Below are 20,518 nucleotides of genomic sequence, written 5' to 3'. Positions count from 1 at the left end.
TGCTGAACATTTGCTGGGCTTTGGACCCACCTTGGCGCATGAGAAGCTCAGCAGCATGTTTGACCTGAATATCCCGGTAGAAACGCTTCGGCGCTGGATGACGGCCAATGACCTGTGGATTCCGCGATCCAAGCGCCTGAAGCGTCCATATCAGCCACGTTATAACCGGGATTGCTTCGGTGAACTGATCCAAATTGATGGCTCATATCACGACTGGTTTGAAGGACGAGCAGCCAAATGCTGCTTGTTGGTTTATATCGATGATGCCACTGGAAAGCTGTTGCATCTGCGCTTTTGTGAGGCTGAAACCACCTTTGACTATATGCTTTCCACCCGAGCCTACATTGAGCAATACGGTAAGCCGCTGGCCTTTTACAGCGACAAACATTCGGTATTCAGAGTGAACCAGAAATCCAGTCAGGACAGCCAGATCACGCAATTTGGCCGGATTCTGAATGAGTTAAACATTGATATTATCTTTGCCAACTCACCACAGGCCAAAGGTCGTGTGGAACGTGCCAACAGGACACTTCAGGATCGTCTGATCAAGGAGATGCGCCTGGAAGGCATCGGTTCGATTGCAGAGGCCAATATATGGTTACCCTGCTTTATTGAGCAGTTCAATCAGAAGTTCGCCAAATGTGCGAGAAATACAAAGAATTTACATCGGCCATTAACGGAATCTCATCTTGAACTGGATGATATTTTTACCTGGCAGGAACCGCGTAAGGTCACCAAGAATCTGACCCTGACCTATGACAAGTGTATTTATATGCTTGAACCGACAGAGCTGAATCATAAGCTTGTTGGGCTATACATTTCATTTCTGGAGTACCCGGATGGTACTGTGGCAATCATGCATGAAGGACGGAAGATCAACTATAGCGTCTTCAATAAACTGGCTGGACTGCAGCAAAATGCAGTGGTTGAGAATAAAAGATTAGGCTCGGTTCTGGCCCATATCCAGCAGCAACATGAGGAGTTGGAGAAACAGAATAAACGTTCCCGTCTCAAGAAAAGTATGCCGAGTCGTAAAGCTCAGAAAGCTGTTATTGAACAAAGATATTTAAATCCTGTTCTTGACTCTTGCAGTTAAAAACAGGACATTTTAAATGGTTTATCGCATAGACATTTTAATTGGTGAATAGCATTGCCTGAATAGCCTTTCTCAGAAAGGCTATTACTGATTTTTCACTAAAGCTTTCTTAATTTCGATGACTGACAATAACTCTCCGTCTTTTTTCCAGGTATTCAGTCCCTCTAATACCTGATGAAAAAGCTTATTTCTTTCAAAATATCCATTTTTATAACTTTTAACTTCTTGATATATCTTAGATTTCATTACATCATCATGAAATTTTTTCGTATTCTGAATGCGATTCTTCATCTGTTCAGGCGTATCTTGACTAATATCAATCCCTAACTCCTTGAAAGCAGCTAACACAGCACCGCCCAACTCAAACTTACGATGATTTTCAGCCGTTCTTTTTTTGCTGGCTTCCTTCTTCTGGATCTGACTCAAATAAAGCTCTAAATCACTCAACTCAAGCTTATGCGCTTTGAAACTCAGATAACGAGTCGCCATGGTTTTCAAGATATTAAAATCAGCACCACTCAACGCATTGTCCCGATAAGCCTCAAACAACTGCACAAACTTCCGTTCATATGCGGTCTGCGGATACTTCACAGACACCTCATCAAACAATAAGTTCAGCTTCATATGCTCACGATAAGGTTTTAAGGCCTCTTTCACCAAGATCTGTTCAGCTTCAGACAATGACTCAAAGTTAAATTTTTCAATTCGTAGCATTGCAATCACATCATTCTGCAAATCAGAACGATCCTTCTTCTGTGAAAGATAGTCTACAAATGCATGTAACTCTGCGATTTGTAAAAGTTGTGCAGGTCTGCCACGTTTTTTTGATTTATCCAATGCCATCTATCTGCCGCCTAATTTTCAGAACTGCTACCGATTGAGTTATGGTTTTACCATAATTCAATCGGGCAGTCTGAAAATAATTATTTAAAATAAAAATAAAATTTCTTGAAAAGAATTTATATTTTTATTTTAAATAATTCGCACTTGACAGTTTCTCCTAATCGGAGAAACTAGTACGCAATGGGGCGATTCCCCCTTGACCCCCTTTAACCGGATTATTTCAGCCCTGTAGGCATTACATAATCCGGAGATTTTTATTGCGTTTCACTCCATAAAAACCAACAACACCCCAAGGAAGTGAACATGGCCAGTTACCATTTCAGCGTCAAAAGTAAAAATAAAGGCTACGCACTGAGCCACTACCTGTACATTTCCCGACTCATGCAATACGAAGGCATCCGCAAAAAGAGTGCAGAAGTCCTCGAACATGTCGAACCAGGGCAATGCATGCCCTCCTGGGTCAAAGATCCGGTTGAATTCTGGCAAGCAGCGGACACCTTTGAACGGGCCAATGCCAAGGCTTACATGGAATACGAAATTGCCCTACCGAATGAATTCACCGTAGAACAACGTAAAACGCTCGTAGAGACATTTGTTGATAAAACCATAGCAACACACCACTACCCTCATTCCTACGCCATACACAACGTAAAATCACGCCTCAGTGGTGAAGAACAACCCCATTGCCACCTCATGTTTTCACTCAAAGCCGATGACGGCATAGAACGAAGTCCGGAACAATACTTCAAACGCTACAACGCTAAAGAACCAAGCAAAGGCGGAGCAAAGAAAATTCAACTACAGGATGGCCATGCCGACTACACCACTTACCTCCTACATATCCGAAAAGCCTGGGAAAATCACCTGAATGATGCATTGGCAGAACATAGCCCAACCGTGACTTACCAGATCGATGGCCAGAAGATCCAAATTAAAAACCAAGTTTCGGCAGACAACTACGAAAAATACAACGAGATACACGGCACCCTCTACCTACCAGAACCCAAACTGGGGACAGGCAAACAAAATGAAACCGTGGAATACCTAGCGGAAATCCAGAAAATCAGACAACACAATGCCAAAGAACGAGAACTGGAACAGCGCCAACAATACTTTGATCAACAGCATGAATACTACTACAGCTGCTCAAACGAACCCTTCAGTTCTCCGGAAGTGATGCACTACCTCAATCACCTCATTAAAAAAGCCAGTAACAAAAAAGAACTGGGCCACGATATCGACGAAATTATTCAAACTCAGCAACCAATCCTGCATCACGAAAAATGGGATATCGATACCATCAATTTTAATCTCAATAACGCCAGGTTATACCCAGAACCGGATATGGAGTTTAAAGTCCGATCCGTACAACCAAAACCAGTGATTGAACCAACATCACCGAAGTCAAAACCTGAAATACAACCCTCACAGCCTGAACCGAAACGAAATGATTATGATGGTCCGGGTTTTTAAAAATGGATCTAGATCAGAAAGTACAAAGCGAGTGTCTACGAGCGACATCACCAAAATTAGCGCCTCGACTTTCTGAAAAACCGCTTTTTAAGGCTGTATAGCCTAAAAAAGCATAAATCAGATGCTAAAACTGGCTTCCAGACCGAGCGAAGCGAGCAAAAAGCTTTATGAGCGAAGCGAATTCCGAGTTGCTTTTGCTCTTGCCTTTACTTTTTCTCAAATTCACGAAGGAATTAACAGAAAAATTGCCCCCTGAATCGAGCGAAAGCGAGATTCAATAGAGTTTGAGCGTAGCGAAAACCACGGGCAATTTTTTCAAACGTCTTTTTTAATTATTTTTATATCTTTTAAATCTTTTCTTTGAGCTGTATCCCTTATGGAGCAAGCCTTTCAAAGTTTAACTATGACGGATTGACTACTAACTATGACGGATTGACTACTAACTATGACGGATTGACTACTTAACTATGACGGATTGACTACTAACTATGACAAGTATATAGTTGTCATATATAAAAGAAAATCAATGGTTTTATTTTGGATAAGAATCAAATTGTTAAATCAAATCAAGTTATAGAAGCTTCCTATCAATTAAGTGCTGTAGAACAGCGTATCGTCTTGGCAGCTATTTCACGTATTCCGAAGAGCCAGCCTATTACTGATGATGAGTTATACCCTGTAAGCGTTAATGAACTACAGTTATTAGGAGTACATGAAAAAACCGCATACAGAGACTTAAAAGAAGGAATTAATAGACTTTATGAAAGATCTATTAATCTTAGTATTGATGATAAATCTATAAAAATGAGGTGGGTACAAGAGATCCAGTTTTTGGATAGTCAAAGTATCATTGGTATTCGTTTTTCAAAACCTATCTTGCCCTTCATATCTAATTTAAGTAGAGAATTTACTAAGTATGCTCTATCAGATATTGCTGGGATCAATAGTGGATATGGTATTCGTATTTATGAATTATTGGTGCAATACAGACAAATAGGTAAGCGTGAAATCTCTGTTGAGAACTTACGAAGCATGTTGGAGCTTGGCAAAAAATACCCACTATTTGCAGATTTCAAAAAACGGGTAATTGATACTGCTGTAGACCAAATAAATGAATGCAGCCCATTAAGCGTTTCCTATGAGCAAAAAAAAACTGGTCGTAAAGTCACTCATATTCAGTTTTCATTTAAAGAAAAGTCCAAAAGCATTAATCATCTCAATGAGCCAGAGAAGTTTTATAAATTAACTGATGCTCAAGTCCATATGTTTGGCAATCAACTTTCTCGTCTACATGAACTATCTCATTTAGCGACTCAAGGAGAAAGTTACGATGATCTAGCTGCAACAATCAAAGAAATGCTAAGAGATCCAATACAACAAAAGCAATTTATTCCTCATCTTAGGAATTTAGGTTTTAAAGGATGATGTTTGATTGTGTATGTAGCGGTTGACTGTTTCTTGATGTATCTTAGTTCACATAATAGACAACCTAAATTACAACATGAAATCACTATCTGTTATCGAACTTTCAAACCTCTATGGAATGACTCGTCAAGCCGTTTATAAACAAATAAATAAAGGTAATTTAAGTAAGAATAGTGATGGTAAAATTGATCTTTCTGAGGCCATTCGTGTCTTTGGTGAGCCATCTAAATATGTAAACAGTTTACAGACAACCGAAACACGAAAGTTGTCAGAAGTTCACTTACTTGAACAGCAGGTTCACATGCTTCAAAAACAGCTTGAACAAGCTCATGAGCGTGAGAAGTTTCAACGAGATGAATTAAAAGCTAAGAATGATCAGTTACATGTTAAGGATGAACAAATTGAGGCTATGCAACGCTTATTAGAAGCCCCAAAAACCAATATGACTACGTTTGCCGATCAGAAACCTAGCCAGGATATAGCAACGGATCCTCGACCAGAACCAGAGCCGAAACATGACGGATTGACTACTCCAGTTGAAATAGAAAATAAGCGGATTCCAGTGCCGGAGCAGGTTGAACTGGAGCAGCCGAAAAGAGGGTGGTTAAGCCGGTTTTTCTTACCTAATGGGTAAAAGGCTTGTTTAGGTGTACTAATCAAAGTTGTGAAACATTACTCAAATAATAGGCGTGGAACGTGAATAATCATGAAAAAGCCGTTCTAGTGCGCTGAACTCTAGAACGGCTTTGACTAAACTATTGATGCTTATAAGAAAATTTCAAGCATTTCGCATAAGGCGTATTATGTTAATTTTAGAAAACCTTAAATCTATTTTTTCTTTAATTCCTCTAAAATTTGGTCTTGTATCTTACATAATTTATCTTGGTATTCTAAAAGTAAATCTAATTTCTCAGACTCTAAATTAATTAATTCGCTTTGTAACTCTATATTGTCAAGCATCAAATTATCGTATTCAAAACTATTCCTGAGTCTTTCTACTATTTCTGCTGTAATAGAATTACCAGTAAGACTAGCTGACTGTTCTATTTCTTCTTTTAAATCAAGAGGAAGTCTAAAATTAACCTGGGTATACTTTTTAATCATGAAATTCTAGAGTCTAAAATGTCTTGAATAACTATAGCACATTTGCTATATATTATTATAGCAAATGTGCTATAACATTTGGAGTAGCTATATATGTCCAACATTATTGAATTTAAAAGAAATGAAAGGAGATTTATTAATCAAAAACCTATCAGTCCTGTAGAACTAGTGACAAATATACTCACTCCACAAGAGGTAGATATAAAGTCTTTGATTAAGGAAACAAAGAAAATTTTAAGAGAAAAAGGCTTAAAATTTCGTACTTCTCATCAAGATTTGGAACACTTAAAAGGAAATAATTTAATATTATTTTCCAAAAAGAAATGCGGGTTTATCTTAACCACAAAGTTAGCCTGTAGCACAAATAGCTCATGGGAAATATATTCCATAAGTATAGATAAGACGACGAAAGCATTAGATATTGTTAATAAAATTATATCTAGGCTAGGAGATAACGTTCATGGCAGCAGCAGAGAAGAAGCAATCAGCTAATCCAGCGATGGAAGCAGCGAAAGAGGCAGCAAATATTAAAATTGATGGCTTTGAGCAAGGTGTAAATACCTACAATGCGATTGGTTCACAATTATTGCGAGAAAAGCGAGATCCAAGTGTAATTAATAAAACTCGTGAAAATAGACGAAATATTCGAAAAGCACGAGAAGCTATCAAGAATTTATAGTAAAAAGCTTCTTAAGATCTAAAATATAAAAAATTCTCATTAAACAAGCCCTAAGAAATTCTCAGGGCTTTGTTCATGATAAAAATTATCAGACCATGTCTTCTGCAAAAGTGACTAAAACAAGGCTGTGAAACTCCAATTCCGTATATACACAAGCATCTAGTCTAAGAAATTTTTCCTTATCAGATGGAAAATTATAAGGTACAGACCAAGGTTTTATTAAACAAGGACTTACCTTATCAAAAGTTCCAATAAATTCCTTTTTAGTTAAATCATAAATTCTGATTACACTTAACTTAACAATACTCAAAACCCAAAGCATGTGGCCCTTATAGGTCTGATAATTATCACAAACCAGCACACCATACTTTTTTAATAAGTATTTGTATATAAATGAGGAAACTCCATTTCGCTGATAATTGGCTAAAATCGATGCACCTTTTATTTGTTTACCTGTTATTTTAATAGAGTCATTAATAATTTCGATATCTTTAAATGCGTATCTCGCTATCAAAATTTCTTTCTCTACTTCATAAGCTTCTAAGGCTTTATTAGCAGCGTCATATTCATCTAAATATTCATCAGCAACAGCACAAACCCCATCCAATGCATACTCATTATTAAATTCACAATAAAAAAGCTCAATACATCCAGAATACTCGCTACCTTCTGAAGCTTGCAATTCTTTTAAACAAAATATTCCACCTTCCCTTTGGTTGTAGAAGTACTTACTTTCAAGAATATTTTCATAAGAAAAGTAAACAGGTAGTGGAATTAAAGGCTTATTATAATTTTCTTCGAGAAGTATGTGTGGAGGAGTCAATTTAAACCTTATATTTCATCAAGCTACTAATGTTGGTTTAATAATATCATTAATTTTAGCTTCTAACATTTTCTCATAAGAAGTTAATTCTGGATACTGTTTGGATGCTTTAATAGAAAATCTTAAGCTATTATTTCTTTCTTGAATTTCAGCTACAACTTTCACATCATCCCAATCTTTTTTATTGAGAATAATATCTTTGAAAATAAGTATATATTGCTTATTTTTTTCTTTCTCAGAAAAACGTCTTAGTTCAAATGTTTGACGAATATTAGGCATAGTAAAACGCTGAACTAAATCAGTACTATTTTTGAGGGTTTGAACAGTTCTAGTGAACATTTTGACACCTACATACCTAAAGAAATAAAAGAAAATAAAAATATATAGTGACAGGTTATAAGACAAATATGTCACTATCAACTACGTCAAATTTGGCGTACTATATATATATTAATTTATATATATATATGAATAGGGTTTTAAAAAATTATGTTAAATTTTGAATTAAAAGAAAAGTGGGGCGAAAACTCTCTAATATTAGGGTTCACGCAGATCCCAACTACTCTAATTTATGCACAAAAAGAGCTTGGTCTATCATCTATAGAAATTAACATCTTACTTAACTTATTGACCCATTGGTGGAAGAAAGAAGAATTTCCTTATCCATCTCAAGCTGGAATTGCATATCGAATGGGAGTTTCTACTAGAACTGTACAACGAACATTAGCAGGTCTTGAAACAAAAGGATTCATAACCAGAAACAAAACATCAAGAGATAACAGTAAATACAAAGGAAGGAGTATTTATGATTTATCTCCATTAGTAAAAATTCTGGAAGAAAAGGCACCTGATCTAGATATTGTGAAAAAAATTAAAAAAAATAAAAGACTAGCTAAATAGATTTAACATAAAATCTCTTACGATAAGTCAAAAAAGGGAGCTTAAAGCTCCCTTTTTCTATCTAACTATATGAATCTTCGGTGATGTTTGTATACCTAATTGCCTGAAAATATGCCATAGAGCTATGTTGCGATACTGGTACATAGCAATTTGTGAAAAATCAAACCATTGTTCGGATGTGAATTGGTTTATATCAGAAAAAGGTGGATAACCTCTTAGAGCTAGAAATGCATTAATTTCTTCTACCATTGGATCGAGCTCAAACATGTTTTAAAACCTAATAAAGAATAAAGTCCAATTGTAAATCCCCTTTAAAAGGTCACTTTTTTATTGTTCCAAATCCTCTTTACAGTTTTTTTGTTCTCTACTTTACAATTGACTTGGGAAATTATCCCGATGTTTGTCCGCAGGAAATGGGGATAAAAGTGGGTTATTGGAGCATTGAGAAATCAGGAAAAATTAAATTTTTGAGTATTTTTTAATCGATTTTGTTGGCTAAAAGTGACAAAGTTGCTTAAAAAGCATCCGACTTGTTTCCAAGTCGGCTTTTCACCTATTTTTTAGTCATGACTAATTCTATAAATAATTAAAAAATAATAACTTTTCATAATTTATTTCGCATAACGCCCATTATGTTAAATTAAAAGAGTTTTAACTTTTTTAATAAAAATATTATACTCTAAGCCCCAAAATTTCCCCTAACATGAATTTGTAATGAAAAAATTTATACTTCCTATATTCAGCATTTCTATTCTAGTTTCTCTCAGTGCATGTTCATCTATTAAAACTAAATCTGAAGATAATTTTCATATTTCTTCTCAGCAACATGAAAAAGCTATTAAAAGCTATTTTGATGAAGCTCAAACACAGGGTGTAATTATTATTAAAGAGGGTAAAAATCTTAGCACCTATGGTAATGCTCTTGCACGAGCAAATAAAGAATATGTCCCTGCATCAACATTTAAGATGCTAAATGCTTTAATCGGGCTAGAAAATCATAAAGCAACAACAAATGAGATTTTCAAATGGGATGGTAAAAAAAGAACTTATCCTATGTGGGAGAAAGATATGACTTTAGGTGAGGCAATGGCATTGTCAGCAGTTCCAGTATATCAAGAGCTTGCAAGACGGACTGGCCTAGAGCTAATGCAGAAAGAAGTAAAGCGGGTTAATTTTGGAAATACAAATATTGGAACACAGGTCGATAATTTTTGGTTAGTTGGCCCCCTTAAAATTACACCAGTACAAGAAGTTAATTTTGCCGATGACCTTGCACATAACCGATTACCTTTTAAATTAGAAACTCAAGAAGAAGTTAAAAAAATGCTTCTAATTAAAGAAGTAAATGGTAGTAAGATTTATGCAAAAAGTGGATGGGGAATGGGTGTTACTCCACAGGTAGGTTGGTTGACTGGTTGGGTGGAGCAAGCTAATGGAAAAAAAATCCCCTTTTCGCTCAACTTAGAAATGAAAGAAGGAATGTCTGGTTCTATTCGTAATGAAATTACTTATAAGTCGCTAGAAAATCTTGGAATCATTTAATAATTTCTAAAATTAACATAATACGCCTTATGCGAAATTTGCCTGTTAGAACCCATTTAAAGTGTCTATATTCTCACCAATAAAAATGTCTAGTTTATGATGGTTTTTATCACCATGGACTGGATATAAATATAGATGCTGATCACTATGTCTGACAAAGAAATTCAACGGCTTGCAGTTCTGCAAGACGTTCGAGATCATCGTATTACCCAGGTCCGTGCTGCTGAAATCCTAAATCTTTCCACCCGTCAAATTACCCGGTTATTGCAGAAGCTCAATCAAGATGGTGTCTCAGGTATGGCACATGCCAGTCGTGGTCAACCTGGCCATCGTCGCCATGATGACTTGTTAAAATCAAAGTGCCTTTCCATTATTGCTGAACATTTGCTGGGCTTTGGACCCACCTTGGCGCATGAGAAGCTCAGCAGCATGTTTGACCTGAATATCCCGGTAGAAACGCTTCGGCGCTGGATGACGGCCAATGACCTGTGGATTCCGCGATCCAAGCGCCTGAAGCGTCCATATCAGCCACGTTATAACCGGGATTGCTTCGGTGAACTGATCCAAATTGATGGCTCATATCACGACTGGTTTGAAGGACGAGCAGCCAAATGCTGCTTGTTGGTTTATATCGATGATGCCACTGGAAAGCTGTTGCATCTGCGCTTTTGTGAGGCTGAAACCACCTTTGACTATATGCTTTCCACCCGAGCCTACATTGAGCAATACGGTAAGCCGCTGGCCTTTTACAGCGACAAACATTCGGTATTCAGAGTGAACCAGAAATCCAGTCAGGACAGCCAGATCACGCAATTTGGCCGGATTCTGAATGAGTTAAACATTGATATTATCTTTGCCAACTCACCACAGGCCAAAGGTCGTGTGGAACGTGCCAACAGGACACTTCAGGATCGTCTGATCAAGGAGATGCGCCTGGAAGGCATCGGTTCGATTGCAGAGGCCAATATATGGTTACCCTGCTTTATTGAGCAGTTCAATCAGAAGTTCGCCAAATGTGCGAGAAATACAAAGAATTTACATCGGCCATTAACGGAATCTCATCTTGAACTGGATGATATTTTTACCTGGCAGGAACCGCGTAAGGTCACCAAGAATCTGACCCTGACCTATGACAAGTGTATTTATATGCTTGAACCGACAGAGCTGAATCATAAGCTTGTTGGGCTATACATTTCATTTCTGGAGTACCCGGATGGTACTGTGGCAATCATGCATGAAGGACGGAAGATCAACTATAGCGTCTTCAATAAACTGGCTGGACTGCAGCAAAATGCAGTGGTTGAGAATAAAAGATTAGGCTCGGTTCTGGCCCATATCCAGCAGCAACATGAGGAGTTGGAGAAACAGAATAAACGTTCCCGTCTCAAGAAAAGTATGCCGAGTCGTAAAGCTCAGAAAGCTGTTATTGAACAAAGATATTTAAATCCTGTTCTTGACTCTTGCAGTTAAAAACAGGACATTTTAAATGGTTTATCGCATAGACATTTTAATTGGTGAATAGCATTGCCTGAATAGCCTTTCTCAGAAAGGCTATTACTGATTTTTCACTAAAGCTTTCTTAATTTCGATGACTGACAATAACTCTCCGTCTTTTTTCCAGGTATTCAGTCCCTCTAATACCTGATGAAAAAGCTTATTTCTTTCAAAATATCCATTTTTATAACTTTTAACTTCTTGATATATCTTAGATTTCATTACATCATCATGAAATTTTTTCGTATTCTGAATGCGATTCTTCATCTGTTCAGGCGTATCTTGACTAATATCAATCCCTAACTCCTTGAAAGCAGCTAACACAGCACCGCCCAACTCAAACTTACGATGATTTTCAGCCGTTCTTTTTTTGCTGGCTTCCTTCTTCTGGATCTGACTCAAATAAAGCTCTAAATCACTCAACTCAAGCTTATGCGCTTTGAAACTCAGATAACGAGTCGCCATGGTTTTCAAGATATTAAAATCAGCACCACTCAACGCATTGTCCCGATAAGCCTCAAACAACTGCACAAACTTCCGTTCATATGCGGTCTGCGGATACTTCACAGACACCTCATCAAACAATAAGTTCAGCTTCATATGCTCACGATAAGGTTTTAAGGCCTCTTTCACCAAGATCTGTTCAGCTTCAGACAATGACTCAAAGTTAAATTTTTCAATTCGTAGCATTGCAATCACATCATTCTGCAAATCAGAACGATCCTTCTTCTGTGAAAGATAGTCTACAAATGCATGTAACTCTGCGATTTGTAAAAGTTGTGCAGGTCTGCCACGTTTTTTTGATTTATCCAATGCCATCTATCTGCCGCCTAATTTTCAGAACTGCTACCGATTGAGTTATGGTTTTACCATAATTCAATCGGGCAGTCTGAAAATAATTATTTAAAATAAAAATAAAATTTCTTGAAAAGAATTTATATTTTTATTTTAAATAATTCGCACTTGACAGTTTCTCCTAATCGGAGAAACTAGTACGCAATGGGGCGATTCCCCCTTGACCCCCTTTAACCGGATTATTTCAGCCCTGTAGGCATTACATAATCCGGAGATTTTTATTGCGTTTCACTCCATAAAAACCAACAACACCCCAAGGAAGTGAACATGGCCAGTTACCATTTCAGCGTCAAAAGTAAAAATAAAGGCTACGCACTGAGCCACTACCTGTACATTTCCCGACTCATGCAATACGAAGGCATCCGCAAAAAGAGTGCAGAAGTCCTCGAACATGTCGAACCAGGGCAATGCATGCCCTCCTGGGTCAAAGATCCGGTTGAATTCTGGCAAGCAGCGGACACCTTTGAACGGGCCAATGCCAAGGCTTACATGGAATACGAAATTGCCCTACCGAATGAATTCACCGTAGAACAACGTAAAACGCTCGTAGAGACATTTGTTGATAAAACCATAGCAACACACCACTACCCTCATTCCTACGCCATACACAACGTAAAATCACGCCTCAGTGGTGAAGAACAACCCCATTGCCACCTCATGTTTTCACTCAAAGCCGATGACGGCATAGAACGAAGTCCGGAACAATACTTCAAACGCTACAACGCTAAAGAACCAAGCAAAGGCGGAGCAAAGAAAATTCAACTACAGGATGGCCATGCCGACTACACCACTTACCTCCTACATATCCGAAAAGCCTGGGAAAATCACCTGAATGATGCATTGGCAGAACATAGCCCAACCGTGACTTACCAGATCGATGGCCAGAAGATCCAAATTAAAAACCAAGTTTCGGCAGACAACTACGAAAAATACAACGAGATACACGGCACCCTCTACCTACCAGAACCCAAACTGGGGACAGGCAAACAAAATGAAACCGTGGAATACCTAGCGGAAATCCAGAAAATCAGACAACACAATGCCAAAGAACGAGAACTGGAACAGCGCCAACAATACTTTGATCAACAGCATGAATACTACTACAGCTGCTCAAACGAACCCTTCAGTTCTCCGGAAGTGATGCACTACCTCAATCACCTCATTAAAAAAGCCAGTAACAAAAAAGAACTGGGCCACGATATCGACGAAATTATTCAAACTCAGCAACCAATCCTGCATCACGAAAAATGGGATATCGATACCATCAATTTTAATCTCAATAACGCCAGGTTATACCCAGAACCGGATATGGAGTTTAAAGTCCGATCCGTACAACCAAAACCAGTGATTGAACCAACATCACCGAAGTCAAAACCTGAAATACAACCCTCACAGCCTGAACCGAAACGAAATGATTATGATGGTCCGGGTTTTTAAAAATGGATCTAGATCAGAAAGTACAAAGCGAGTGTCTACGAGCGACATCACCAAAATTAGCGCCTCGACTTTCTGAAAAACCGCTTTTTAAGGCTGTATAGCCTAAAAAAGCATAAATCAGATGCTAAAACTGGCTTCCAGACCGAGCGAAGCGAGCAAAAAGCTTTATGAGCGAAGCGAATTCCGAGTTGCTTTTGCTCTTGCCTTTACTTTTTCTCAAATTCACGAAGGAATTAACAGAAAAATTGCCCCCTGAATCGAGCGAAAGCGAGATTCAATAGAGTTTGAGCGTAGCGAAAACCACGGGCAATTTTTTCAAACGTCTTTTTTAATTATTTTTATATCTTTTAAATCTTTTCTTTGAGCTGTATCCCTTATGGAGCAAGCCTTTCAAAGTTTAACTATGACGGATTGACTACTAACTATGACGGATTGACTACTAACTATGACGGATTGACTACTTAACTATGACGGATTGACTACTAACTATGACAAGTATATAGTTGTCATATATAAAAGAAAATCAATGGTTTTATTTTGGATAAGAATCAAATTGTTAAATCAAATCAAGTTATAGAAGCTTCCTATCAATTAAGTGCTGTAGAACAGCGTATCGTCTTGGCAGCTATTTCACGTATTCCGAAGAGCCAGCCTATTACTGATGATGAGTTATACCCTGTAAGCGTTAATGAACTACAGTTATTAGGAGTACATGAAAAAACCGCATACAGAGACTTAAAAGAAGGAATTAATAGACTTTATGAAAGATCTATTAATCTTAGTATTGATGATAAATCTATAAAAATGAGGTGGGTACAAGAGATCCAGTTTTTGGATAGTCAAAGTATCATTGGTATTCGTTTTTCAAAACCTATCTTGCCCTTCATATCTAATTTAAGTAGAGAATTTACTAAGTATGCTCTATCAGATATTGCTGGGATCAATAGTGGATATGGTATTCGTATTTATGAATTATTGGTGCAATACAGACAAATAGGTAAGCGTGAAATCTCTGTTGAGAACTTACGAAGCATGTTGGAGCTTGGCAAAAAATACCCACTATTTGCAGATTTCAAAAAACGGGTAATTGATACTGCTGTAGACCAAATAAATGAATGCAGCCCATTAAGCGTTTCCTATGAGCAAAAAAAAACTGGTCGTAAAGTCACTCATATTCAGTTTTCATTTAAAGAAAAGTCCAAAAGCATTAATCATCTCAATGAGCCAGAGAAGTTTTATAAATTAACTGATGCTCAAGTCCATATGTTTGGCAATCAACTTTCTCGTCTACATGAACTATCTCATTTAGCGACTCAAGGAGAAAGTTACGATGATCTAGCTGCAACAATCAAAGAAATGCTAAGAGATCCAATACAACAAAAGCAATTTATTCCTCATCTTAGGAATTTAGGTTTTAAAGGATGATGTTTGATTGTGTATGTAGCGGTTGACTGTTTCTTGATGTATCTTAGTTCACATAATAGACAACCTAAATTACAACATGAAATCACTATCTGTTATCGAACTTTCAAACCTCTATGGAATGACTCGTCAAGCCGTTTATAAACAAATAAATAAAGGTAATTTAAGTAAGAATAGTGATGGTAAAATTGATCTTTCTGAGGCCATTCGTGTCTTTGGTGAGCCATCTAAATATGTAAACAGTTTACAGACAACCGAAACACGAAAGTTGTCAGAAGTTCACTTACTTGAACAGCAGGTTCACATGCTTCAAAAACAGCTTGAACAAGCTCATGAGCGTGAGAAGTTTCAACGAGATGAATTAAAAGCTAAGAATGATCAGTTACATGTTAAGGATGAACAAATTGAGGCTATGCAACGCTTATTAGAAGCCCCAAAAACCAATATGACTACGTTTGCCGATCAGAAACCTAGCCAGGATATAGCAACGGATCCTCGACCAGAACCAGAGCCGAAACATGACGGATTGACTACTCCAGTTGAAATAGAAAATAAGCGGATTCCAGTGCCGGAGCAGGTTGAACTGGAGCAGCCGAAAAGAGGGTGGTTAAGCCGGTTTTTCTTACCTAATGGGTAAAAGGCTTGTTTAGGTGTACTAATCAAAGTTGTGAAACATTACTCAAATAATAGGCGTGGAACGTGAATAATCATGAAAAAGCCGTTCTAGTGCGCTGAACTCTAGAACGGCTTTGACTAAACTATTGATGCTTATAAGAAAATTTCAAGCATTTCGCATAAGGCGTATTATGTTAATTTTAGAAAACCTTAAATCTATTTTTTCTTTAATTCCTCTAAAATTTGGTCTTGTATCTTACATAATTTATCTTGGTATTCTAAAAGTAAATCTAATTTCTCAGACTCTAAATTAATTAATTCGCTTTGTAACTCTATATTGTCAAGCATCAAATTATCGTATTCAAAACTATTCCTGAGTCTTTCTACTATTTCTGCTGTAATAGAATTACCAGTAAGACTAGCTGACTGTTCTATTTCTTCTTTTAAATCAAGAGGAAGTCTAAAATTAACCTGGGTATACTTTTTAATCATGAAATTCTAGAGTCTAAAATGTCTTGAATAACTATAGCACATTTGCTATATATTATTATAGCAAATGTGCTATAACATTTGGAGTAGCTATATATGTCCAACATTATTGAATTTAAAAGAAATGAAAGGAGATTTATTAATCAAAAACCTATCAGTCCTGTAGAACTAGTGACAAATATACTCACTCCACAAGAGGTAGATATAAAGTCTTTGATTAAGGAAACAAAGAAAATTTTAAGAGAAAAAGGCTTAAAATTTCGTACTTCTCATCAAGATTTGGAACACTTAAAAGGAAATAATTTAATATTATTTTCCAAAAAGAAATGCGGGTTTATCTTAACCACAAAGTTAGCCTGTAGCACAAATAGCTCATGGGAAATATATTCCATAAGTATAGATAAGACGACGAAAGCATTAGATATTGTTAATAAAATTATATCTAGGCTAGGAGATAACGTTCATGGCAGCAGCAGAGAAGAAGCAATCAGCTAATCCAGCGATGGAAGCAGCGAAAGAGGCAGCAAATATTAAAATTGATGGCTTTGAGCAAGGTGTAAATACCTACAATGCGATTGGTTCACAATTATTGCGAGAAAAGCGAGATCCAAGTGTAATTAATAAAACTCGTGAAAATAGACGAAATATTCGAAAAGCACGAGAAGCTATCAAGAATTTATAGTAAAAAGCTTCTTAAGATCTAAAATATAAAAAATTCTCATTAAACAAGCCCTAAGAAATTCTCAGGGCTTTGTTCATGATAAAAATTATCAGACCATGTCTTCTGCAAAAGTGACTAAAACAAGGCTGTGAAACTCCAATTCCGTATATACACAAGCATCTAGTCTAAGAAATTTTTCCTTATCAGATGGAAAATTATAAGGTACAGACCAAGGTTTTATTAAACAAGGACTTACCTTATCAAAAGTTCCAATAAATTCCTTTTTAGTTAAATCATAAATTCTGATTACACTTAACTTAACAATACTCAAAACCCAAAGCATGTGGCCCTTATAGGTCTGATAATTATCACAAACCAGCACACCATACTTTTTTAATAAGTATTTGTATATAAATGAGGAAACTCCATTTCGCTGATAATTGGCTAAAATCGATGCACCTTTTATTTGTTTACCTGTTATTTTAATAGAGTCATTAATAATTTCGATATCTTTAAATGCGTATCTCGCTATCAAAATTTCTTTCTCTACTTCATAAGCTTCTAAGGCTTTATTAGCAGCGTCATATTCATCTAAATATTCATCAGCAACAGCACAAACCCCATCCAATGCATACTCATTATTAAATTCACAATAAAAAAGCTCAATACATCCAGAATACTCGCTACCTTCTGAAGCTTGCAATTCTTTTAAACAAAATATTCCACCTTCCCTTTGGTTGTAGAAGTACTTACTTTCAAGAATATTTTCATAAGAAAAGTAAACAGGTAGTGGAATTAAAGGCTTATTATAATTTTCTTCGAGAAGTATGTGTGGAGGAGTCAATTTAAACCTTATATTTCATCAAGCTACTAATGTTGGTTTAATAATATCATTAATTTTAGCTTCTAACATTTTCTCATAAGAAGTTAATTCTGGATACTGTTTGGATGCTTTAATAGAAAATCTTAAGCTATTATTTCTTTCTTGAATTTCAGCTACAACTTTCACATCATCCCAATCTTTTTTATTGAGAATAATATCTTTGAAAATAAGTATATATTGCTTATTTTTTTCTTTCTCAGAAAAACGTCTTAGTTCAAATGTTTGACGAATATTAGGCATAGTAAAACGCTGAACTAAATCAGTACTATTTTTGAGGGTTTGAACAGTTCTAGTGAACATTTTGACACCTACATACCTAAAGAAATAAAAGAAAATAAAAATATATAGTGACAGGTTATAAGACAAATATGTCACTATCAACTACGTCAAATTTGGCGTACTATATATATATTAATTTATATATATATATGAATAGGGTTTTAAAAAATTATGTTAAATTTTGAATTAAAAGAAAAGTGGGGCGAAAACTCTCTAATATTAGGGTTCACGCAGATCCCAACTACTCTAATTTATGCACAAAAAGAGCTTGGTCTATCATCTATAGAAATTAACATCTTACTTAACTTATTGACCCATTGGTGGAAGAAAGAAGAATTTCCTTATCCATCTCAAGCTGGAATTGCATATCGAATGGGAGTTTCTACTAGAACTGTACAACGAACATTAGCAGGTCTTGAAACAAAAGGATTCATAACCAGAAACAAAACATCAAGAGATAACAGTAAATACAAAGGAAGGAGTATTTATGATTTATCTCCATTAGTAAAAATTCTGGAAGAAAAGGCACCTGATCTAGATATTGTGAAAAAAATTAAAAAAAATAAAAGACTAGCTAAATAGATTTAACATAAAATCTCTTACGATAAGTCAAAAAAGGGAGCTTAAAGCTCCCTTTTTCTATCTAACTATATGAATCTTCGGTGATGTTTGTATACCTAATTGCCTGAAAATATGCCATAGAGCTATGTTGCGATACTGGTACATAGCAATTTGTGAAAAATCAAACCATTGTTCGGATGTGAATTGGTTTATATCAGAAAAAGGTGGATAACCTCTTAGAGCTAGAAATGCATTAATTTCTTCTACCATTGGATCGAGCTCAAACATGTTTTAAAACCTAATAAAGAATAAAGTCCAATTGTAAATCCCCTTTAAAAGGTCACTTTTTTATTGTTCCAAATCCTCTTTACAGTTTTTTTGTTCTCTACTTTACAATTGACTTGGGAAATTATCCCGATGTTTGTCCGCAGGAAATGGGGATAAAAGTGGGTTATTGGAGCATTGAGAAATCAGGAAAAATTAAATTTTTGAGTATTTTTTAATCGATTTTGTTGGCTAAAAGTGACAAAGTTGCTTAAAAAGCATCCGACTTGTTTCCAAGTCGGCTTTTCACCTATTTTTTAGTCATGACTAATTCTATAAATAATTAAAAAATAATAACTTTTCATAATTTATTTCGCATAACGCCCATTATGTTAAATTAAAAGAGTTTTAACTTTTTTAATAAAAATATTATACTCTAAGCCCCAAAATTTCCCCTAACATGAATTTGTAATGAAAAAATTTATACTTCCTATATTCAGCATTTCTATTCTAGTTTCTCTCAGTGCATGTTCATCTATTAAAACTAAATCTGAAGATAATTTTCATATTTCTTCTCAGCAACATGAAAAAGCTATTAAAAGCTATTTTGATGAAGCTCAAACACAGGGTGTAATTATTATTAAAGAGGGTAAAAATCTTAGCACCTATGGTAATGCTCTTGCACGAGCAAATAAAGAATATGTCCCTGCATCAACATTTAAGATGCTAAATGCTTTAATCGGGCTAGAAAATCATAAAGCAACAACAAATGAGATTTTCAAATGGGATGGTAAAAAAAGAACTTATCCTATGTGGGAGAAAGATATGACTTTAGGTGAGGCAATGGCATTGTCAGCAGTTCCAGTATATCAAGAGCTTGCAAGACGGACTGGCCTAGAGCTAATGCAGAAAGAAGTAAAGCGGGTTAATTTTGGAAATACAAATATTGGAACACAGGTCGATAATTTTTGGTTAGTTGGCCCCCTTAAAATTACACCAGTACAAGAAGTTAATTTTGCCGATGACCTTGCACATAACCGATTACCTTTTAAATTAGAAACTCAAGAAGAAGTTAAAAAAATGCTTCTAATTAAAGAAGTAAATGGTAGTAAGATTTATGCAAAAAGTGGATGGGGAATGGGTGTTACTCCACAGGTAGGTTGGTTGACTGGTTGGGTGGAGCAAGCTAATGGAAAAAAAATCCCCTTTTCGCTCAACTTAGAAATGAAAGAAGGAATGTCTGGTTCTATTCGTAATGAAATTACTTATAAGTCGCTAGAAAATCTTGGAATCATTTAATAATTTCTAAAATTAACATAATACGCCTTATGCGAAATTTGCCTGTTAGAACCCATTTAAAGTGTCTATATTCTCACCAATAAAAATGTCTAGTTTATGATGGTTTTTATCACCATGGACTGGATATAAATATAGATGCTGATCACTATGTCTGACAAAGAAATTCAACGGCTTGCAGTTCTGCAAGACGTTCGAGATCATCGTATTACCCAGGTCCGTGCTGCTGAAATCCTAAATCTTTCCACCCGTCAAATTACCCGGTTATTGCAGAAGCTCAATCAAGATGGTGTCTCAGGTATGGCACATGCCAGTCGTGGTCAACCTGGCCATCGTCGCCATGATGACTTGTTAAAATCAAAGTGCCTTTCCATTAT

At 36.2% G+C, this 20,518-nt stretch carries 23 protein-coding genes and 1 pseudogene; 16 read left to right on the top strand and 8 right to left on the bottom strand.

Annotated elements, in window-relative coordinates:
- Positions 1–1,180: 1,180 nt before the first annotated feature.
- Positions 1,181–1,939: a hypothetical protein gene (locus tag ACZ8ZH_RS19990; RefSeq protein WP_015060804.1), complete on the bottom strand. Its 759-nt coding sequence runs from the start codon at positions 1,937–1,939 to the stop codon at positions 1,181–1,183.
- 303 nt (positions 1,940–2,242) lie between these two features.
- Here ACZ8ZH_RS19990 and ACZ8ZH_RS19985 point away from each other — a divergent pair, with 303 nt between their 5' ends.
- The 3 genes from ACZ8ZH_RS19985 (at position 2,243) to ACZ8ZH_RS19975 (ending at position 5,471) form a co-directional block, all read left to right on the top strand.
- Positions 2,243–3,412, top strand: coding sequence for a MobA/MobL family protein (locus ACZ8ZH_RS19985; RefSeq protein WP_012846858.1), 1,170 nt, complete (start codon positions 2,243–2,245; stop codon positions 3,410–3,412).
- A 537-nt stretch (positions 3,413–3,949) separates the two neighbouring features.
- Positions 3,950–4,837 (top strand): replication initiation protein RepM, encoded by an 888-nt coding sequence (repM, locus tag ACZ8ZH_RS19980; RefSeq protein ID WP_012780181.1) that lies wholly within the window; start codon positions 3,950–3,952, stop codon positions 4,835–4,837.
- A 76-nt stretch (positions 4,838–4,913) separates the two neighbouring features.
- The gene (locus tag ACZ8ZH_RS19975) at positions 4,914–5,471 is read left to right on the top strand and encodes a plasmid replication DNA-binding protein (protein ID WP_012780177.1); all 558 of its coding nucleotides are present in this window, start codon (positions 4,914–4,916) and stop codon (positions 5,469–5,471) included.
- Between the two features lie 194 nt (positions 5,472–5,665).
- On the opposite strand, the gene ACZ8ZH_RS19970 is transcribed toward ACZ8ZH_RS19975, so the two are convergent.
- On the bottom strand, positions 5,666–5,941 hold the full coding sequence (locus ACZ8ZH_RS19970) for an Arc family DNA-binding protein (protein ID WP_075911389.1): 276 nt from the start codon (positions 5,939–5,941) through the stop codon (positions 5,666–5,668).
- 93 nt (positions 5,942–6,034) lie between these two features.
- On the opposite strand from ACZ8ZH_RS19970, the gene ACZ8ZH_RS19965 reads away from it, so the two are divergent.
- Together ACZ8ZH_RS19965 and ACZ8ZH_RS19960 are read left to right on the top strand one after the other, a co-directional pair.
- The gene (locus ACZ8ZH_RS19965) at positions 6,035–6,433 is read left to right on the top strand and encodes a hypothetical protein (protein WP_075911388.1); all 399 of its coding nucleotides are present in this window, start codon (positions 6,035–6,037) and stop codon (positions 6,431–6,433) included.
- Positions 6,402–6,620: a hypothetical protein gene (locus ACZ8ZH_RS19960; protein ID WP_075911387.1), complete on the top strand. Its 219-nt coding sequence runs from the start codon at positions 6,402–6,404 to the stop codon at positions 6,618–6,620. The genes ACZ8ZH_RS19965 and ACZ8ZH_RS19960 overlap by 32 nt, the downstream gene beginning before the upstream one ends.
- Before the next feature lie 88 nt (positions 6,621–6,708).
- Here the strand turns inward: ACZ8ZH_RS19960 and ACZ8ZH_RS19955 are convergent, their stop codons facing one another.
- Positions 6,709–7,443, bottom strand: a complete 735-nt coding sequence (locus ACZ8ZH_RS19955; protein ID WP_470247968.1) for a hypothetical protein — start codon at positions 7,441–7,443, stop codon at positions 6,709–6,711.
- Between the two features lie 18 nt (positions 7,444–7,461).
- A complete protein-coding gene (locus tag ACZ8ZH_RS19950; protein ID WP_012780178.1) occupies positions 7,462–7,782 on the bottom strand; it encodes a hypothetical protein in 321 nt (106 codons plus the stop codon).
- A 150-nt stretch (positions 7,783–7,932) separates the two neighbouring features.
- Between ACZ8ZH_RS19950 and ACZ8ZH_RS19945 the strand changes: the two genes are divergently transcribed.
- The 3 genes from ACZ8ZH_RS19945 to ACZ8ZH_RS19935 all read left to right on the top strand — a co-directional run bounded on the left by ACZ8ZH_RS19945 (position 7,933) and on the right by ACZ8ZH_RS19935 (position 11,355).
- Complete coding sequence (locus ACZ8ZH_RS19945; RefSeq protein ID WP_075911385.1) at positions 7,933–8,343, top strand: helix-turn-helix domain-containing protein; 411 nt, start codon at positions 7,933–7,935, stop codon at positions 8,341–8,343.
- A 714-nt stretch (positions 8,344–9,057) separates the two neighbouring features.
- Complete coding sequence (locus ACZ8ZH_RS19940; protein WP_012754353.1) at positions 9,058–9,885, top strand: OXA-24 family carbapenem-hydrolyzing class D beta-lactamase OXA-24; 828 nt, start codon at positions 9,058–9,060, stop codon at positions 9,883–9,885.
- Between the two features lie 135 nt (positions 9,886–10,020).
- The gene (locus tag ACZ8ZH_RS19935) at positions 10,021–11,355 is read left to right on the top strand and encodes an ISNCY family transposase (RefSeq protein WP_470247969.1); all 1,335 of its coding nucleotides are present in this window, start codon (positions 10,021–10,023) and stop codon (positions 11,353–11,355) included.
- A gap of 84 nt (positions 11,356–11,439) precedes the next feature.
- Here ACZ8ZH_RS19935 and ACZ8ZH_RS19930 read toward each other — a convergent pair whose 3' ends face one another.
- Entirely contained in the window at positions 11,440–12,198 is a 759-nt protein-coding gene (locus tag ACZ8ZH_RS19930) for a hypothetical protein (protein WP_015060804.1), read from the bottom strand.
- 303 nt (positions 12,199–12,501) lie between these two features.
- On the opposite strand from ACZ8ZH_RS19930, the gene ACZ8ZH_RS19925 reads away from it, so the two are divergent.
- The 3 genes from ACZ8ZH_RS19925 to ACZ8ZH_RS19915 all read left to right on the top strand — a co-directional run bounded on the left by ACZ8ZH_RS19925 (position 12,502) and on the right by ACZ8ZH_RS19915 (position 15,730).
- Positions 12,502–13,671, top strand: a complete 1,170-nt coding sequence (locus ACZ8ZH_RS19925; protein ID WP_012846858.1) for a MobA/MobL family protein — start codon at positions 12,502–12,504, stop codon at positions 13,669–13,671.
- Positions 13,672–14,208: 537 nt separating this feature from the next.
- Complete coding sequence (repM, locus tag ACZ8ZH_RS19920) at positions 14,209–15,096, top strand: replication initiation protein RepM (RefSeq protein ID WP_012780181.1); 888 nt, start codon at positions 14,209–14,211, stop codon at positions 15,094–15,096.
- Positions 15,097–15,172: 76 nt separating this feature from the next.
- Positions 15,173–15,730 carry a plasmid replication DNA-binding protein gene (locus ACZ8ZH_RS19915; RefSeq protein WP_012780177.1) on the top strand — a complete coding sequence of 186 codons (558 nt, stop codon included), beginning with the start codon at positions 15,173–15,175 and terminating at the stop codon, positions 15,728–15,730.
- Positions 15,731–15,924: 194 nt separating this feature from the next.
- Here ACZ8ZH_RS19915 and ACZ8ZH_RS19910 read toward each other — a convergent pair whose 3' ends face one another.
- Positions 15,925–16,200 carry an Arc family DNA-binding protein gene (locus ACZ8ZH_RS19910; RefSeq protein WP_075911389.1) on the bottom strand — a complete coding sequence of 92 codons (276 nt, stop codon included), beginning with the start codon at positions 16,198–16,200 and terminating at the stop codon, positions 15,925–15,927.
- 93 nt (positions 16,201–16,293) lie between these two features.
- Here ACZ8ZH_RS19910 and ACZ8ZH_RS19905 point away from each other — a divergent pair, with 93 nt between their 5' ends.
- Positions 16,294–16,692 carry a hypothetical protein gene (locus ACZ8ZH_RS19905; protein WP_075911388.1) on the top strand — a complete coding sequence of 133 codons (399 nt, stop codon included), beginning with the start codon at positions 16,294–16,296 and terminating at the stop codon, positions 16,690–16,692.
- Positions 16,661–16,879, top strand: a complete 219-nt coding sequence (locus ACZ8ZH_RS19900; RefSeq protein WP_075911387.1) for a hypothetical protein — start codon at positions 16,661–16,663, stop codon at positions 16,877–16,879. The genes ACZ8ZH_RS19905 and ACZ8ZH_RS19900 overlap by 32 nt, the downstream gene beginning before the upstream one ends.
- 88 nt (positions 16,880–16,967) lie before the next feature.
- Here the strand turns inward: ACZ8ZH_RS19900 and ACZ8ZH_RS19895 are convergent, their stop codons facing one another.
- Entirely contained in the window at positions 16,968–17,702 is a 735-nt protein-coding gene (locus tag ACZ8ZH_RS19895; protein WP_470247968.1) for a hypothetical protein, read from the bottom strand.
- Between the two features lie 18 nt (positions 17,703–17,720).
- Positions 17,721–18,041 (bottom strand): hypothetical protein, encoded by a 321-nt coding sequence (locus tag ACZ8ZH_RS19890; RefSeq protein ID WP_012780178.1) that lies wholly within the window; start codon positions 18,039–18,041, stop codon positions 17,721–17,723.
- Positions 18,042–18,191: 150 nt separating this feature from the next.
- On the opposite strand from ACZ8ZH_RS19890, the gene ACZ8ZH_RS19885 reads away from it, so the two are divergent.
- The 3 genes and pseudogenes from ACZ8ZH_RS19885 to ACZ8ZH_RS19875 form a co-directional block, all read left to right on the top strand.
- A complete protein-coding gene (locus tag ACZ8ZH_RS19885; protein WP_075911385.1) occupies positions 18,192–18,602 on the top strand; it encodes a helix-turn-helix domain-containing protein in 411 nt (136 codons plus the stop codon).
- Between the two features lie 714 nt (positions 18,603–19,316).
- Positions 19,317–20,144, top strand: a complete 828-nt coding sequence (locus tag ACZ8ZH_RS19880) for an OXA-24 family carbapenem-hydrolyzing class D beta-lactamase OXA-24 (RefSeq protein WP_012754353.1) — start codon at positions 19,317–19,319, stop codon at positions 20,142–20,144.
- A gap of 135 nt (positions 20,145–20,279) precedes the next feature.
- Positions 20,280–20,516 (top strand): annotated as a pseudogene (locus tag ACZ8ZH_RS19875) (helix-turn-helix domain-containing protein); the annotation flags it as partial.
- Between the last annotated feature and the right edge of the window lie 2 nt (positions 20,517–20,518).

The organism is Acinetobacter sp. SW-226 (assembly GCF_055632855.1).
Note: the sequence above shows the minus strand (reverse complement) of the source record. Positions and strands in the feature narration are given on the sequence as shown.